The organism is Bacteroides caecigallinarum (assembly GCF_021531075.1).
Lineage (GTDB): Bacteria > Bacteroidota > Bacteroidia > Bacteroidales > Bacteroidaceae > Phocaeicola > Phocaeicola caecigallinarum_B.
In genome coordinates this window covers 36,756-53,412 of sequence record NZ_JADYTJ010000007.1, presented here as the reverse complement: position 1 = coordinate 53,412, position 16,657 = coordinate 36,756, and the positions used below count along the sequence as shown (strand labels likewise).

At 38.8% G+C, this 16,657-nt stretch carries 18 protein-coding genes; all 18 read right to left on the bottom strand.

Annotated features, from left to right (window positions below):
- Positions 1-11 precede the first annotated feature (11 nt).
- The 18 genes from I6E11_RS03475 to I6E11_RS03390 all read right to left on the bottom strand — a co-directional run bounded on the left by I6E11_RS03475 (position 12) and on the right by I6E11_RS03390 (position 15,973).
- Positions 12-3,482 (bottom strand): phage tail tape measure protein, encoded by a 3,471-nt coding sequence (locus tag I6E11_RS03475; protein WP_235336424.1) that lies wholly within the window; start codon positions 3,480-3,482, stop codon positions 12-14.
- Between the two features lie 12 nt (positions 3,483-3,494).
- Entirely contained in the window at positions 3,495-5,321 is a 1,827-nt protein-coding gene (locus I6E11_RS03470) for a hypothetical protein (RefSeq protein WP_235336423.1), read from the bottom strand.
- Positions 5,314-5,763, bottom strand: coding sequence for a hypothetical protein (locus I6E11_RS03465; RefSeq protein WP_235336422.1), 450 nt, complete (start codon positions 5,761-5,763; stop codon positions 5,314-5,316). The genes I6E11_RS03470 and I6E11_RS03465 overlap by 8 nt, the downstream gene beginning before the upstream one ends.
- On the bottom strand, positions 5,760-6,731 hold the full coding sequence (locus tag I6E11_RS03460) for a hypothetical protein (protein WP_235336421.1): 972 nt from the start codon (positions 6,729-6,731) through the stop codon (positions 5,760-5,762). Before I6E11_RS03460 ends, I6E11_RS03465 begins: the two co-directional genes overlap by 4 nt.
- A complete protein-coding gene (locus tag I6E11_RS03455) occupies positions 6,728-7,651 on the bottom strand; it encodes a DUF6712 family protein (protein ID WP_235336420.1) in 924 nt (307 codons plus the stop codon). The genes I6E11_RS03460 and I6E11_RS03455 overlap by 4 nt, the downstream gene beginning before the upstream one ends.
- Positions 7,638-8,462 carry a hypothetical protein gene (locus tag I6E11_RS03450; protein ID WP_235336419.1) on the bottom strand — a complete coding sequence of 275 codons (825 nt, stop codon included), beginning with the start codon at positions 8,460-8,462 and terminating at the stop codon, positions 7,638-7,640. Before I6E11_RS03450 ends, I6E11_RS03455 begins: the two co-directional genes overlap by 14 nt.
- A gap of 2 nt (positions 8,463-8,464) precedes the next feature.
- A complete protein-coding gene (locus I6E11_RS03445; protein ID WP_235336418.1) occupies positions 8,465-9,817 on the bottom strand; it encodes a hypothetical protein in 1,353 nt (450 codons plus the stop codon).
- 1 nt (position 9,818) lies between these two features.
- Positions 9,819-10,373 carry a hypothetical protein gene (locus I6E11_RS03440; RefSeq protein WP_235336417.1) on the bottom strand — a complete coding sequence of 185 codons (555 nt, stop codon included), beginning with the start codon at positions 10,371-10,373 and terminating at the stop codon, positions 9,819-9,821.
- A gap of 132 nt (positions 10,374-10,505) precedes the next feature.
- Complete coding sequence (locus tag I6E11_RS03435; protein ID WP_235336416.1) at positions 10,506-10,718, bottom strand: hypothetical protein; 213 nt, start codon at positions 10,716-10,718, stop codon at positions 10,506-10,508.
- Positions 10,715-10,948, bottom strand: a complete 234-nt coding sequence (locus I6E11_RS03430) for a hypothetical protein (protein ID WP_235336415.1) — start codon at positions 10,946-10,948, stop codon at positions 10,715-10,717. Before I6E11_RS03430 ends, I6E11_RS03435 begins: the two co-directional genes overlap by 4 nt.
- Positions 10,945-11,235 carry a hypothetical protein gene (locus I6E11_RS03425; RefSeq protein ID WP_235336414.1) on the bottom strand — a complete coding sequence of 97 codons (291 nt, stop codon included), beginning with the start codon at positions 11,233-11,235 and terminating at the stop codon, positions 10,945-10,947. The genes I6E11_RS03430 and I6E11_RS03425 overlap by 4 nt, the downstream gene beginning before the upstream one ends.
- 323 nt (positions 11,236-11,558) lie before the next feature.
- Positions 11,559-12,752 carry an HIRAN domain-containing protein gene (locus I6E11_RS03420; protein ID WP_235336413.1) on the bottom strand — a complete coding sequence of 398 codons (1,194 nt, stop codon included), beginning with the start codon at positions 12,750-12,752 and terminating at the stop codon, positions 11,559-11,561.
- A gap of 323 nt (positions 12,753-13,075) precedes the next feature.
- Complete coding sequence (locus I6E11_RS03415; RefSeq protein WP_235336411.1) at positions 13,076-13,477, bottom strand: hypothetical protein; 402 nt, start codon at positions 13,475-13,477, stop codon at positions 13,076-13,078.
- 159 nt (positions 13,478-13,636) lie between these two features.
- On the bottom strand, positions 13,637-13,852 hold the full coding sequence (locus tag I6E11_RS03410) for a hypothetical protein (RefSeq protein ID WP_235336410.1): 216 nt from the start codon (positions 13,850-13,852) through the stop codon (positions 13,637-13,639).
- 127 nt (positions 13,853-13,979) lie between these two features.
- Entirely contained in the window at positions 13,980-14,375 is a 396-nt protein-coding gene (locus tag I6E11_RS03405; protein ID WP_235336409.1) for a helix-turn-helix domain-containing protein, read from the bottom strand.
- 27 nt (positions 14,376-14,402) lie between these two features.
- Entirely contained in the window at positions 14,403-14,594 is a 192-nt protein-coding gene (locus I6E11_RS03400) for a type II toxin-antitoxin system HicA family toxin (RefSeq protein WP_235336408.1), read from the bottom strand.
- 230 nt (positions 14,595-14,824) lie between these two features.
- Entirely contained in the window at positions 14,825-15,412 is a 588-nt protein-coding gene (locus I6E11_RS03395) for a JAB domain-containing protein (protein WP_235336407.1), read from the bottom strand.
- A gap of 48 nt (positions 15,413-15,460) precedes the next feature.
- The gene (locus I6E11_RS03390) at positions 15,461-15,973 is read right to left on the bottom strand and encodes a phosphoribosyltransferase (protein WP_394800094.1); all 513 of its coding nucleotides are present in this window, start codon (positions 15,971-15,973) and stop codon (positions 15,461-15,463) included.
- Between the last annotated feature and the right edge of the window lie 684 nt (positions 15,974-16,657).

Below are 16,657 nucleotides of genomic sequence, written 5' to 3'. Positions count from 1 at the left end.
AAAAAAGGACATCAACGGCTGGCATTACGCTCTAAAGCTTCAACCCTCTTAATGCCGTCACGAACGGACCGAACATCTACAGTCAGCTTTTTAGCGGCAATAGCTGACAGATTCTCGTTAGATTTACGAAGCAGCTGTATAATAACATTCAGCATAGAATGTACATCACCTGAAGAGTAATTACTCTGACTGCCTGATACAGAAGAATCGGAAGTGTAGCCTCCGGAATAACGACCAGATTTCGTGCGAACCTGTTCCAGGATCTGAGTAGTATTGATCATTCCGATAGTTCCATTCTTCTGAGCAACATCAAACACATCAAGGAACTGTTTAACGTGAGGGTTGGCCACACCTTCATGATTGGTCACGAACTCATTCTTATGTACTGGAATGACACCGGCTACATCTTTGGAATTACCTTTTTTAGTGTAGCCTTCAACGTAATCCTGGGAGTAACCACCGGTATAGAGACCTTTGGCTTCGTCATGCTGCTGTTTCGCGATAGCGATTTGTGCTGTACCGGCAATAACAGCAGCTGCTGCAGCTGCAGCACCAAGTGCCGGACCGACAAATGGAATACCAGCCATAGCCTTATAAGCTTCCATGGCCGCAACAGCTGTAGATGCAGTAACCTGAAGGACTTGCATCGCAAACATCTTGTCGGCATATTTGCGCTTCACTTCCATTACTGCAGCTTCTTTTTCTTCCTCGAGCTTGGTTGTGTCCTTACCTGCTTTCTCTGCAGCTTTAATCTGTTTGTCATACTTACGTTCAATACTCGAGATTTCAGAATTCTGCATTGCAGACATAAGGTCAGATACAGAACTCATTAGGTTCATGTATGTGCCTAAAAACGCTTCCTGTCTCTGTTTACGCTTATCATCAGCTTCTTTCTCAAGTCTTTCCTGTTCATTCAGTCTTTCAGTCTCAATCTCGAGCAGTCTGTCCTGATATTCCATTTCGGAAATAAGACCTGCATTTCGGAATGACTCAAGCATAGCCTGTTGGCCATCGAGAGATTTTTTGTATTTTTCTACTGCATAATTATCTTCTTCAGGCGTTTCTTCCTCTATAATACCAGGTGTATATATAGGATTGTCATCTGATTTAGCAGATCCTTTTTCAGCTATAGATTTCAGATTAAGTCTGTTACTCTCTTCAATCATAGCCTGCAAGATCTCTTTATCTACTTCTGCAGTATTACGTTTACCTTCTTGTAAAAGTTCTCGTTTCTTCGCCAAGTACTTGACTGTAATCTGGTAAAGCTGTTCCTGATACTTCTCTTCCTCAAGCAGACCAACAGCATGTTGAGTCTGCAGATCCTTTATCTGCGATTCATAATCGGTTTTATTTTTATCTATTTTACCATCAAGCTCACTACCTAGATTTGGATCTGTGAAGATATCTTTCTCTTTTTGTTCTGGTATCGAATCAATAATCTTCTGAAGTTCATCTTTACGTTTAACCAGATAATCTAACTGTTTCATCTGTTTTTTATATTCAGCTTCAACGGCACCCATTAGAACACCTCGAGTAGTATCATTAATATCTTTACGGGCATTAACCCTAGCTTTTTCTTTTTCGTAATATTCTTTATATGCAATTTCTTCTTTTGCTAGTTTATCCTCTATTATCTGCAATTCTGATTCTGCATCAGATCTTAAAGTCTGAAGTTGTCTTTTATTAAGTTTTTCTCTATTTTTTGAAAGCGATTTTATCTCTTCAAATTTTTTGGAAGCCGAAACATTCTCATTTAAAGAATCGTTCAATTTATTTTGAGCTGCAGTAGCTTCATCTGTCTTATCTCTGAGAAAACCGAAATAAGTAATAACCGCTGTCAAGCCAGAAATGACAAGTCCCCATGGACTAGCTTTAAAGGTCTTGTTTAAAGCTGCAGTAACTACTGTAGCCGCTTTCGTTATAGCATGATATGCCTTTGTAACGACTGTAGCAGTTTTAGTTATGGCAATATACGTTGTTATTGCAGCAACTAAAGCAATAATAACATTCTTATATTCAAGAAATATGTCAACTAAAAATTTCAAACCTTTAACTGTAAGCGAACCTGTAGAAATCATATATTTCATAACAGGGAGTAATTTACCACCAATTTCTACACGCAACTGGGCAAATTTTTCTCTCATCTTTTCAAGTTCTGCTTGTACAGTATTATTTTGAACAAAATACTCATTTTCGACCGAAGTCGCTTCCATGTACGCTTTGTTAGCCCCCTCCTGCTCTTTACGAACTTTCTCAACATTACCAGCAAGAGCAGCTATAACACCTGCTGCTTCAGCACCGGAAAGTTTCATTTCTTTCAGTACCGGAGCCATCTGGTCCATGCCTCCAAGGCGACCGAGAGCTTCAAGAAATGTAAGAACAGCTTCGTTAGCGTCTTCTTCCATCATCTTTGTGAATGCACCGACCTCTATACCTGCCAACTTCGCATATTGTGCCGGTTCCTGATACAGTTTAAGGATTAATCCCTGAAGGGCTGTAGAAGCCATTTCGGAGCGTAGCATATTCTGATCAAGAGCAGAAGCGTAACCCATGATATCCGTAACAGCCAGTTTTGCCTGTTTACCGACACCACCCATACGAGCTGTGAACTCAACCAGGTATGGCTCAGATGCTGCCGAATTCTGGGCAACAGAATTGACAGCAGAACCAACAGCAAGCATATTCTCCTTAAGAGAACGGTCACCCTCACCGAACATACCAGCAAGTTTACCAATTTGCGTAATGGCATCTTTACCGAGATCTTCTCCCAGAGCAACATTAATCATGTTTGCAGCTTCGACGAATTCAAGCACACCCTCTTTAGTTGAGATACCCAGTTTACCCGCGTCACCTGCCAATTCATTAAGCCTGGTGCGAGGTGTACGGGTATCCATGTTCTTAAACTCTTCGTTAAGTTCATTTACAGCTTCTTTAGATAGACCTGTGTATTTGATAACCTGAGACTGCGCTTCTTCCATCTCTGCATAATCATCAACACATTTTCGCATTGTCAGAGTCAAACCGGTAAGAGACGCAACAGCTGTAGCAGCCATGGTACCGTATCGGTTGAAACCGTCTGCAAGTTTAGCAATCGAAAAACGTGTTTCGTTAGCCTGTCCTGAAAGTTCCTTCATTCTGGCCCTTGTAATTTGCAAATCCGCCTGAAGCTCTTTCCATTCTGCAGTATCAGGGACGGTTTTATCCAATTGCCTTTTTAAGCTTTTGGCAGACTTACGAAGTTCATCGTAAGTCATGGCATTCAGACCAGCTTCTTTACGTAAATCATTGTATGATTTATTCAATTCATCCAAACGAGCTTTAGCCTTCTTATACTCTTCAGTATTTTTTTTATCTGTAGCTTCCAGATCTTTAAGTTCCTTCTCCAGTTTCCTGACTTCAGCACTAGTTTCTGCTAATTTTTGTTTTGCATCAGAATTGTCTATTTTAATAGCCATTCTGAAATCTTTTATACCGATACTCATATTATCACAATATTAATTATCCAACCATCTACCATTATCCAGCCATACACCACCATCACGGAATTTGCCATCAGAGAGTATCCATCTTTGATAAGTCTCTGTATCAGATATCTTAATCGGATAGAATTTACCCGTCCAGGCCCCTGCCCTACCATGTTTATCAATCTTATATTCTATGTACTCGCACACATACCTCTTGTTGTTAATAACGAACACAGAATTAACATCAAACACATTATTGTCATAACTAGTAAATTCAACAGGATTCTTATAGTCAATATCATACGCATTATTGTATAATTTCCCATTCATATAGTCAAGTGCAAGTATGTCATTAATACCATTATACAAAACTTCACCATGAGAATAATGAATATAGCAATCATTCATTACAAGAGGGAAATTATTTAATGTAAGCGGTCCGAGAGCAGCCTTATTTAGACCTGCAAAATATCCAACATAAATATTAGGTTTAGAAGGCTGGGTATCTGTAGCATTTTCAATAAGTTCCAAAACACTGGCTCCCTCAATTTCTTCTTTTATAGTATCACCACCAATAGCAGGGAAAAACAAGGAGAATTTACTTTTATCCTGCATGGGATATTCTATTTCATGTGATAACTCAACAGGTCTTATAGTCATCTCTATAGTCTCTGTACTATCTCGCTTAAGCGGTTTAAACTGGTCAACAAATTCATATATAGGCTTGTCACCATCCATCCCTTTATATATAAGACTACGAGCATAAGCTGTAAAACTGAAAATAGTATCAGTTCTACGGTTCTCCTCATATGAAAAGAACATATCAGCCGGCATTCCAATAACACCATAATGTTGTGCACGACCATGAACGGCATCAGGAATACATCTTAACTTACCGTATGTTGTAGAAGATTCTGAATATCGAAGAGAAGCTTCATCATACCTCTCAACATCTTCGTCATCACATTCAACTTTATATTCATCAAGGACAAGACTTACATAGGCAACAGGAGCATTAAGATAATATTGATTATTAAACACCAGTTTAACATCTTTCGTTTTTTTGTTTATCACAAACCTGGCATTAAAAAGTTGCTCTACTGCGTCAAGAAACTCTTTGACAGTCCATTGAGGAAAAATTTGTGACCAATCATGGGTTTTTTGAACATGAAGTAAACACAATAATTTCCAATCAGTATCTTCTATAGCATTATAAGAAAGATTATATCCCAATGCTGTCATCAAGGCTTTTATATAGGCACACAAATAAGGCATAGGTGCCCAATTATTTTCATCTTCATTAACTGGTGAACAGAAGAAAACCGGAGTATCATTATCACTGTACCTAATAATCAACTCCCAATCATTAATAAAAAGATTATTAGTGCTATCATACACATTCGGAATACAATAGTCTATATCCGGATACTCATAAGTTATATGCAGATAACTAGGACCCCACCCATCTGCAGCTACTACTCCAGGATTAGTAACTGGCATATTATCCAGTTCGGAAATTAATTTATCAGATCCGACTAAATAGTTAAGCTGAGAGTTACCAGACACAAGCTGTATCTGTACAGTTGTGTCTGACCAACCAGTAATAATCTCAGTACCGTCAATATAAACCCTATTGTCTGCTATCAGAACAGCCTTACGGTCAGTCGCTACAGTATCAGCCTTATTAAGTCGGTTAAGAAAACCATACAGTTGAGCAACCACAGGAATATTGAGAGATAATTCAATATCGTATGTATATTCACCATTCTTTGTAAAGAACGGATTCTCATGCTTGACTGATATCTCAAATTCAGCCGGCAATGGAACTGACACACCATCAATATATAATTCAGTCATTGTTCTTGAAAGTTACGCCCATTGACAGGCCATTAACACCACCGAATATCTGATATTCCCATTCTATCTTATAGCTTTCTTCAGGAATAATGCCCATACACTCGGAATAATAATCTCTGATAACATCACGCAGATTAAGCATGATATCCTGCAGCTCTGCATAAGTAGTAATCTCAGTCTCATCATCCAGCTGACCAGGAGTCAGACGTTTTACGACAAAGAAAAACGCTTGCTGATTATCTGTGTAATTATCTTCGGTACCGGAACTCTGAGCGTCAGGAAAGCTGGCACACAGAGTTATACCGAATTTATTCTGTAATTTCTTGACCATGTGTTCTTCTCGCACGGCCATGACAACCGTATCAATCTGACTATCACTAATAGCATTCACCTTATGCTGCAGCTCGATACATAGCTCACGGAACTGTAATATATTTATCATATAACACCACTGTTTTCAGGATCCGCAAGTCTGAAACTGAATTCAACAGCTTTCAGTATATTCTTGCGGTAATCACGTTCATAATTCTGTTGAGTAATCACGATATCGTACCAGGAACCATCAACGAGTATGGAAGCTTCCTGACAGTTAAGGAAGTCATGCCATAGCCTGTAGTCCGACTGCAGGAAAACAACACCGGAATTGACAGTATAAACATCATTACGATTGATAACGAACTTTCGTTCTATGCCGTACATATAAGCAGTCTCACTGTTATCCTCGCCTTTCATTTTCATAAAACCGGTAGCACAAACAATCTCCGTACAATCGAATACATTCTTGAAACGAAAAATAAATTTCTCAGCATATGAAGTAGCATCAATATGAAACTTCATGCTGCCAACTGAATATGTACTGAATAAAGCACCATCGAACATACTTTTAATTGTATCTACGCTTGTATCAAACGTTAAAACCCTATCACAAGTATTCTCAGTGTACAAAGTTTTAGTCTGAAGGCCATCTGAAGTATGACATTGTACAATAACAGATTGTCCAACTTTCAGAAAAAAACTGGTAAAATCAGGAACACCGCGTCGTACAACCTTTTCATTTATACAAGACAGAAGTATTTGATCGTTAACAATTTTATTGTTCTTAACCCTCGAAAACAGCACAAAGCAATCAGAATCTTTCACACCATTAATATAGAAACTGAAAGTTTTCGCTACGGTATCTATATAAGTAAATGCATCTTGACTTGGCCATATACCCCATAATGCTTTCCTACAAAATAATCCTAATTGACGGATGCGAATCTTAAATTCAGCATCAGGAGAATAATCTTCAGACAAAATAGTCTGATTATCAATTTTAACTTCGAAAGATATAGTTGCGTCTGCATCCATTATATAGTCCGGCATATCGGAAGCAAATTCTATTGCTCCGGGTCTCTGTGTAACTATCATAGGCGAAGGAATTTATTATTACGGTCATTTTGAGGAAGCATAGGATATTCTTCAGAAGATCCATCGCGATATACCTTCATACGGTCTAGCCAGATGTAAGCGTCACATTCCAGGATTGAAGAAAGGTTCCTGACATCATCCATAGCAGCAGGTTCAGAAGCAGACATGCCGTTTTCGGCATTGTATCTGCGAACCACACCGACAGGAATCAACTGAAGCGGCAATCTGCGCAAAGCCGTTGACATTGTAAACAAGGCAAGAGCCTTACGAGCTGCAAACATCACATTATCTCGAGCATCAGAAGAAATGAAATCATCCCAACCGCCGCCGTAAGCAGGTTGGATGATGCTTAACTGTATTTCGCGGATGAAATTGACAAGAAGGACATACAAGCGTTCTGATTTGTCAATAGGGAAATACTGGTCAAACATCGCACCTGAAGAAATCAGAAGAGATTTAGAAAGGTTATAAAACTCTGTCTGTTGCCATTCTTCATTTCCGGATTCATTAAGGAAGCGTATCAACCGTTCGACAGACTTGTAATACAGCTCGAGATGAACTGCGTCATCACGGTCAAGCTGCCATTCCCATGGTATCTTGTCAGTACCGTCTGAAGATACTTTGGTTTTACGGCCACTATCCTCATGGCTGACATCGTTACGTCTGAAATAATTCAGACATGCCATTATAGCGACAGGACGCTGAACCAGTTCAACAAGCCTTATTTCATCAGCTGCTGCAGAACCGGAGTGATAATAACCTTCAGCCTTATCATAAACAGCACGGCCAACAACAGAGATTATATCATCAGTAGCATTAGCGATATCCATCTCAATCGCTGAAAAATCATTGCCGGCATAATAGTTACCTGTCAGGCGACGAAGTTCCAACGCCCCCTGACCATTGTCATTGAATATCATTTTTCTTTGTATGTTTAAGCAGGCTGTCAGCCTTTTGTTTATCATCCAATAATTTCAAAAGCACACGCATCAGCTGTGTGTTATCGACATCTTCTATGGTACCGAACACACCGCTTTCGGCTACAGAAAAAAGAATAGAATTCATGCCTAAAGACTGTTCCGGTGTATAATCATTTCCGGACGAACCGAATACCGGAGCAAAACAAATCTCGCAACCGTCAAGAATGAAAGTTCCTGTAAACAAAAACTTGCAGAAGGAAGCGAACCAGGCATATATACCCCAACGGACATATTCAGGGATTTTCTCAATATCCGGTAAAGACGATTGAATAGCATCTTGAGAAAAACGCAACCTTTTGCCGTATTCGTCAGTTTTTCGATATAAAACAGCACACAGAGAATTAAGATACATGATATCCTGCGTAGTGGTATATTCGTTCATCATTATAACAGCATAACGGAACTCACCGAAAGTAAGGTCAGCACCATGCGATGCAGGACCAATCAGCCCGTACCATTCCGGCAAGAGATTAACAGTCGAATCATAATTCAACGAGATAGAGTCATTCTCAACAACCCACTGCCAGTCAAGAGTCTGTGCCAAACGATATATCAGCACCATTGCATCTTTACGATTCAAGCTGCGTATGCCACGTCTCTTGACGACAAAAGCACACCACATACGCTTTACATCGTCAATCGTAACACCCTGTAGTCTGATAAGCTTAGACCTCAATTTTAGCAAATACACCCACTCGTGCGGAGTAACCTCTTCCCAACAATCCGGGAATTCAATCTGTTTACTTTTCATAATCACACCTGGTTAGTTGTACGATCGGAAGCAGTAACATTATCTTCCTTATTTATCACTTTGCGGTAAATACCGATATTGACATCTTTTTTGTCCGGGAAATTAATATGAATAGCATCATTAATCGCCTCGAGGCAAATATCCTCTGCAATCTGAGTATCGGCACCATAGAACAATTTAAGCGCATAAAGCATCTGCGAACCACTATCACCCTTACCGTCGATGATGATATTGGCCAGTGAAGGATTCAGACCGAACCCAGACGTAGTACTCGAGTCTGCAATACGTGATATCTTGTATAGAGCCTCGATGTATTTGTCAATGTTCATTTCGATAGGCTCAATTTTAAACTCGTAAGGCTTGCCTGAAGCCGGATCAATGTAATCGGTAGTCATGAAGAATTTACCGACATTACCCTTACCTGCCATGATATCTGCAATCTGACGGGCCAGCTCATCCTTAAGCTGCTCCAGTGCCGCATTAACCTGGCGGTCTGTAGCTTCAGGATGATCCGCCAGATAATTCTCTTTCTTTTTCTCCCAATACTCTTGAGGAACATGGACAACGTATGCCGCAGCAATCATGTTCTTGTTCAGATATTCGATAATTTCCGGAAGGGAATTAGCGTCTCTCATCCATGGTATTGAGCCAAAGAAACTTGAAACAGCGTACATATTACGCCCAAAGCTGCGTAATGAGTGGTATTTAACAGCCACCTCATTACGAGCCGGACTATATTTGTCAAAAACCGGATATTTAGTATATTTCTGTGAACCGTACCAGTCGAAATCACCGTTAAGTATATGAGTTACGTCACGCAGATAGTGAGAATCATTCTCCGGCCAACAGATCCTACAGTCTTTAGAAGGAAGAACCTCGAGACTGTGAACCCATGGACGGCCAACCCTGACAGAACGTGCATTGGTATATTTCACGAATACACCGTTAAGATGATTGTATTCTGTGAAAGCCTCACGTATAAAGCGCTTATAATCCCAGCTATCAAGCCACTCCTGGATATCAGGTTCAACAGTCCACTGCTGCACACGTTCGTTATTCTCTACGGCCACACGATATAGCATAGGGCCCTGACCGTAAAGCAGACCTGTCTTACGAGCCAGAATACCCGGACCGAGGTTATTCTTCTCCAGTAAGTTCCGGATCTCTGAAGGAAGGTTGTTATCCGCCCCCCAGGGAACAACACGAACACCTGCCACTGTAGTAGGCGAAGAATCCCAGTCTGCAACAGCAGAACTGAAAAGGTGGGATATCGAGTCACTGAACGAATCCATCCTGATGGCATACGTACCCACAGCAGTGTTAACAAAATTGATATTACCTATTTTCTTATTCATATTATCGGTTTATATAAATTCTTGTAGTATTAATAATCAGCTTACCGCAATAATCAGTAACAATTCTCTCAAGATCAGGAATATTCTGTTCTACAATCGGATTGAACCATCCTATAGGGAACCTTCGCCAAACTTTATCAGATTTTTTGGTCAAGACTCTTGTACCATTCTGCATATTATATCCAACACCTACACCCAGATGGACATATAATCCTTCTTCAACAAAAGAGAATCCGATACTTGTAATTTCCTGACCAGCTTTCACAGGTTTACCCCAATGCCTGTAATGCACTTTTAAACTGTTAGACAAAATTCTATCTGTTTCAATGCGAGTTCTGATAGAAGCGACAAGCTGCTGTCTGACCTTATATCCCCAACCCATAAGTTTTGCGTTAAAAGTAGCAACAGCTTCTTTATCCTGTTCTCTCTGATACTGGTCAGTATATGATACATTTTCTATCGTGATGTCCAACGGACCACGATTACCCAGAACATTACTCTTGTCTCGCCATCGGGACCTGTTAGAATTCTGGTTCTGTTCTATTATTCGTTTCATTACGCCCATGACGCAAAAATATGAGATTGAATGAGTAAAGAAAAGGACATAAAAAAAGCCCCGCAGAAGCGAGGCCTAAAAATAGATTTGCAAAAAATTCGACTTTGAAACACAATGCAAAGATAAGATAAATTATTGAATTATACGGTGTTTAGCTATATATTCTTCATCCGATAGTTCACCTTTTTGCAGCTGCTTGAAATCTTCAAGATTAAGGGATATAGAAGTGCCGTCATCCATCACAATTCTTTCCGGTTCAAGACCTGTTTCAGAACGAATTTCTATAGCCATTAATAAGGCAGAAGAAACAGTATCGAAACCACCGAGTTCGTATATAAGTTTCATGACTCACCTCCCTTCTTCTGTTCACCTGGAATGAAAGCACTGAGTTCATGATGTATAGCCAAAAGGTTCTGAAGCATACGGAGAACTTCGTCAGGTTCAGGTTCACGTATTGGTTGAATAAGAAAATGCATTACTTCGTCAAGATCACGACATGCAGCTGCAGCACCACAATCACGCCATTCTTCAATAATTTCAATCTGTTCCGGAGTAAGATTATTAAGGTTTGTCATTTTGTACCCCCTTTCTGGATATCAGTATCATCATACTTCTTTACCAGCAATGCAGCTGACCCGAACCATAGCGCACAAATAAGTGTCATAAGAGGATTGACAAAGTTAAATGTCAGAAGAACCACAAGGGAAAGAATAAGCTGCATATCAAGCAGCATTTTTTTGTTGGTGATAGACTCGCCTTTGTCGGCAAATAATTCTGTGAATAACTTGTTTTCACGATTCAGCCACATCTCTAATGTGCTGAAACCTGCCTGTTGTGCAGGTGCAATTGTTTGTTTCTTCATTTTGGAGATCAATTTAAAATGAAACAATAAAATAAATTAATACGGGAAAGGAAACAGAAAAGGTTCCGCTTTCCCGTTGATCTCCACCTTGTGCAGGCAGTGGGCGCATTAACGCTCCACACGGGGGTCGGAACCTATAAGTTATATAGCATAAGCTATGGACATAAAAAATGCCCGCAGCAAAACTAATTGGCGAGCCGTCGTCGCCTACACAAAATGGAGATCACTGCAAATGTAGAAATTTATTTTCGTTATGCAAAAGAAAAGGAAGAAAAAAAGCCTTGCCATAATAAAATATGACAAGGCTATATTAAAATTATTCATCAATATCCATGAGCATAGAAATTTGGTTTATCAAGGAACTTATTAATCGGTCTAAGTAAATCATCTTTGAGTTCATCCAGTTCAGAAATATCGGTTATCCGAACCTTAAGCAAACTACCATCTTCATTAATCAGACCTATAAACATCTTGTCAGGATTATTAAGATACAGCTTACAAATAGGCCTCCTTATATTGTTATCAAGATTTACAGCGAACAGACCTTTTGAATCTCTGAAATCTATACGGTTAGGGTCAACCACATCACTTAAAATTGAAACTATACGGTTAAAGAAGTCCAGTTCTAATATTGTAGTCTCAACGCCTGCTTTCTCATTTTCAATCTGGTCATTACTCACCAGATGACCAAGCAAGCGCAACACCTGGTATTTACGCCTGTTCAAGAATGCCCTGTCATTAAATTGTCCGGATTCTATACTCTTGTCTATGTATTTTAATTCTGATTCGTAATCCTGCATATAATGGCAACAGTATATCATAAGTTCATAGCAATTACCGTCTTGGGCGTCAGCATCAAAAACCGGCTTCAGCAGCCTTAGTATAGAAGAATATTTTTTCTTAGGAAGTAAATCATCAGCCGCAAGTACAACAATATCATCAATGCCTAATTCTTTTCTGAGTTCTGTTTTCTTTCTGCTCTCAACCTCTATTCTTTTGCGTTCATTGAAAAAATATATAGCATTATTGTATTCTTCATCACCTTCTTCCATCGGCAATAAAGTTATTAAATATTCATATCTGCTATCCATTGTATCATAAACAGAACCCTTGACTAATCCCTCAGACATTCTAGTCTTAACGGTCTGAATATCATATTTAGAGACGTAACCAATATGCAAACCTTTTTTTGACAATACCATTATAGCATTAGGATCATAAGGGTTATCCGGTTCCTCTTTAAGGAATACAGTTTCACATGCATATAATTTTCTTATACACTGTTTAGCTTCCCAAGAACGGTAGAAACCACCAACAATAGATATTACATCTTTTTGTGGCTTATCAGGTTTAGAAGAAAGTATTTTATCTATATCATTAGTTACATTATCCTCATAATCAAAATTACGCTGAGATGTATATTTTTTCGTATCATCCGTTTTATATTTGTCAGCAAGAGCACCAATGATAAGGAAAAAAAGAAAAAGGATTAAAAGCACAATAAAGAAATTACCCATCACAATAATAAATTTAAAAGTTAATATCCGCAAATATACATAAAATTTGCGTTACGCAAAACGCCCTGTCGTTCGATATGGAATGACAGGGCGTTTCGATTAAAACGACAAAGCGTTTTGATATGAACATGTAAATGATTACTTTTGTAAAAAAGCTAACAAAATGAAGAAACTAATAAACTTTATAAAGAATTATAGAGAACAACGTCTTAGAAAACGTTGCGTTAAATATGCGATAAAATCCTGTAAAGGAACAGAAAAAAGTATCGGAACTGAAGCGGTTCTACTTTACAATTTCTTTAAAACAGAAAGTAAAAACATCACTACTTTGATGTAATCCGTTTAGCTGGAAGTACTACCGGTATACTAAATCTAACCCTACTTATAGAACTGTTTCCTTCAGTATACGACTTAGATGCACCACCACCAATAACACAACTCATAACATTTACCTTACCGTCTGTATTTTTACTTTCATCAATAGAAACAGTAAGATCAAACTCAACATTAGTCAATAATCTTTCACCTGAACCGGTCTGAACGCTTTGCATATCCTTAATCCTAACAAAACTAAGAGGGTTGATTGTTGCATCTTTATCTTTATATACCTCATTCAAATCAGAAACAGAGTCTATAATTTGAGAAATCGTACTTTTAATAAATTCTTTAAGTTCCATTGTATAAATGGCGAACTCCTCACCAAGATAGCCCAAAGGTGTAACCATCACCTTAACCCGATTGACTACGGGTTTATCTTGATAAGGAGTTCATATTTTATGGTTATAACAACCATGTTTGGTTAAATGTTTAGGGGCATTACAAAATTAATGTATTGTTATAATATAGCAAAGAAAAAGCGGAACTTTATAAAAGAAGGAAGAATACTATTTATATATAAATTCAAACTCTATTTCTTCAAAATATTTTCCGTCACGTTCGTATGAAGATTTAATATCCTCATACCCTTTTTTAAAGTCTTCGATAGCCTCTTTAGAGGTCGCTCCGGTACCGGTAACCAAATAGTCCATATCATCAGCACCCATATAGATACTGTAGTTACCGTCAGAAGCCATTTCGATAATTGCAGGAACTGTTTTCATACTCATGTTGATTTTATGTTTCCCATTAAAAGAGGAATCCCACAAAGAGACTCCTCTAAATCATGTCAATGTAAAGTGTTGAATTAAACAGTGACCATGATGTCAAGATGAAAATTGTAGTTGTTAATCAAACAAAGTTCACATGACTTAATTCGTTACCAAATGCGTGCAGCGCATCCTGTATTTTTTCTACTGTCTTTTTACTTGGCTTTCTTCTGCCAGTAACATAATGACTTAACTGACCTTGTGCAATACCTGTAATGCGTTCCAATCCTGCCAAAGACAATCTCTTGCTATAATAAGCCAGGAAAGAAGGAACATCATAACAGAAATCGAAAGCCAAACCTTCAGGCACATATTCTCCATCAGCTTTATAAGCATTAAACACGTTCAGAAAATCTTCTTTCGCTTCATTGACGGTATTACCTTCACCGATAACTCCGAAACCTAACGGATTATCACCAGCTATATAAGCACCATAAGTACCGTCATTACCCAATTCAATATTAACCGTAACTACCATAACATATATTTTTATTAAAGGGAGGGGTTAAATTTTAACCCCTGCATCCCTGATTATTGATTTTAATGTACCGGGCTTCACCTCAGCAGAACCATGATTGCTTGTAGTGAATTTTTTTCCGGTCATCGGACTGAACCATTCAGGATGACCAGCCCTTTGTTTTCCGGTTTCATAGCATCCTGCCCTGGAAAGGATGCGATGTAGTTCATTATACTTCATATAACGCTTTGTTTGATTAACAACACAAAGATAATGATATTAATCTTAATATCAAATAAAAACTAAAGTTTTTTTTCTAAGCTCGCAAATATTTTGCGTAAACAATAAATTCCGCTTTATCCCGCCGCCCGATTTTCCTGCAAACAAAGTGACCAGCAGGAAAATCGGGCGGCGGGCGGCTGTATAGCCCCCACCTACCCTAAACATACTGCTACAGCCTCACAGATGCCCTACAACCGTCCTTCGTCCGCATAACTATAGTTATTATAGTCTGTATATATAACGTGGTCTAACATCTTTATATTAAGTATTTTTGAAGCCTGCTGTAATGACATTGTTAGTCTGTCATCGTCTGCGCTTGGTCTCACGTTTCCGCTTGGGTGGTTATGTACCAATATTAAAGAAGTAGCGCAAACTTTCAACGCTTCACGAAGAATTAACCTTACATCTACTTGAGTGCTTGCAAGTCCACCAACTGAAACACGTTGTTTACGGATTACCTTTCCGCTTTGGTTCAAGAATATCACCCAACATTCCTCATGGTCTAAATTCTGTAAATATCTATGCATGACATTATAAATATCTTCGCTACATTTAATTACTTTGTTGTCTGCTTTTCGGCTCTGCATACGTTTATAAAGTTCTATTACTGCCATCGCCATCGCTCTCCGTGCCGGTGTGAGTGTCTGACAAATTTCTTCTATCGTCACATTATCATCCTGCAACATCATTTTTTCTACTTCTTTAGATGTCTTTTCAGAGTTAGTAATTTGATAAACTACTTCTGCGTCACTTAGGTGGCGGCATTCGCCACACATTTCAAATAAATCTTTCATGAGTTTTAAGTTTATGAGTTTATAAGTTGATTAGTTTAATAATAAAGTCTTGCCTAAAAAGAAACCACCGATTACAGATGCCCCAAAGCGTTCAAGCGCACACGAAAACTTTGCGTATGAATAGCCTTGTGTCAGGATATCATCAAAAACCAAGATTTTCTTTCCGTTGAAAAATTCCTTGTCGAAATCTATAGTCTGTACGTTTTCAAGATTTTTACTGCATTTCGTTTCGTGGATGGCAAGACGTTCGCCATGTACGTGTATATGGTCAAATGCGTTAACTGCTCCCGATAGTCTGCAAACTTCATCAGCAAAAACTTTGTATCGAGTGAAATTGCGCTGCTCACTGCTGGCTGGTATGCAAGCAAAAACTATGTTTTTTGCATCAGTACCATAGAATTGTATTAGTTTTTCAGCAACAAGTTTTGCAACAGATAGGCTTCTTTTCCCGTCCTTGAAATCCCAGATTAAGCGTCTAATTTCCCAGTCCTTTTTGCTTGCCTGTTTGTATTTTGTAGGCAAATAATCAAAAAAGTTATACATTAATTTGCTCCACTGCTTTTGGTATTCACTGCTATAAGTTCTCATATCGGTAGGTTTTAGAATTTTATTCTTGAACCTCGAGCTGAGGTAGTGAGCCTTTACTTTCTGCTCTTCCTTCTCTGAGGTTTTTTTTATTCCGTCGCCTGTCGCTGTCGGTTTGTTTCGCCTTTTACACTGCTTCAAAAGGTGTTGCGTAGCGTTACAGACAAGTTTTCACCATAAACGCAGCCTGAATACTACCCTGTAAGGGTGGAGATTTTTATAGTGAACAGAGCCTGAACTTGTAATACGATATGCAACATTTACCTTTGCAGTGAAGAAAAGGCGTAACCGACAATGACTGACGACACCGAATTTTTACCGAAGAGAAGAAAAGAAGAGCAGTCAGCAATATAATAGACATAGTCTATACCTATTCGAAAGGGAACGAAGTGGGGCGGGTGGGCACCTGCGTCGAACGCTATCGGTAATCACAGAAAGTATTTGCAAAAGTCTTTCTACCACTTATCCCGAAAATTGCTCCTTTTAAGTCTATGCAGCCAGGCATAAATGCGAAAAGGGGCAATTTTCGGGTGCCCGATATTCAAATCGGGATGGAAAAAGAAAAATTCGGGCTGAGTTTTTCGCTAAAAACTTAGTCCAGCCAAAATAAAGGCTTGATTTTCATAAATTAAGCCGTCCAGG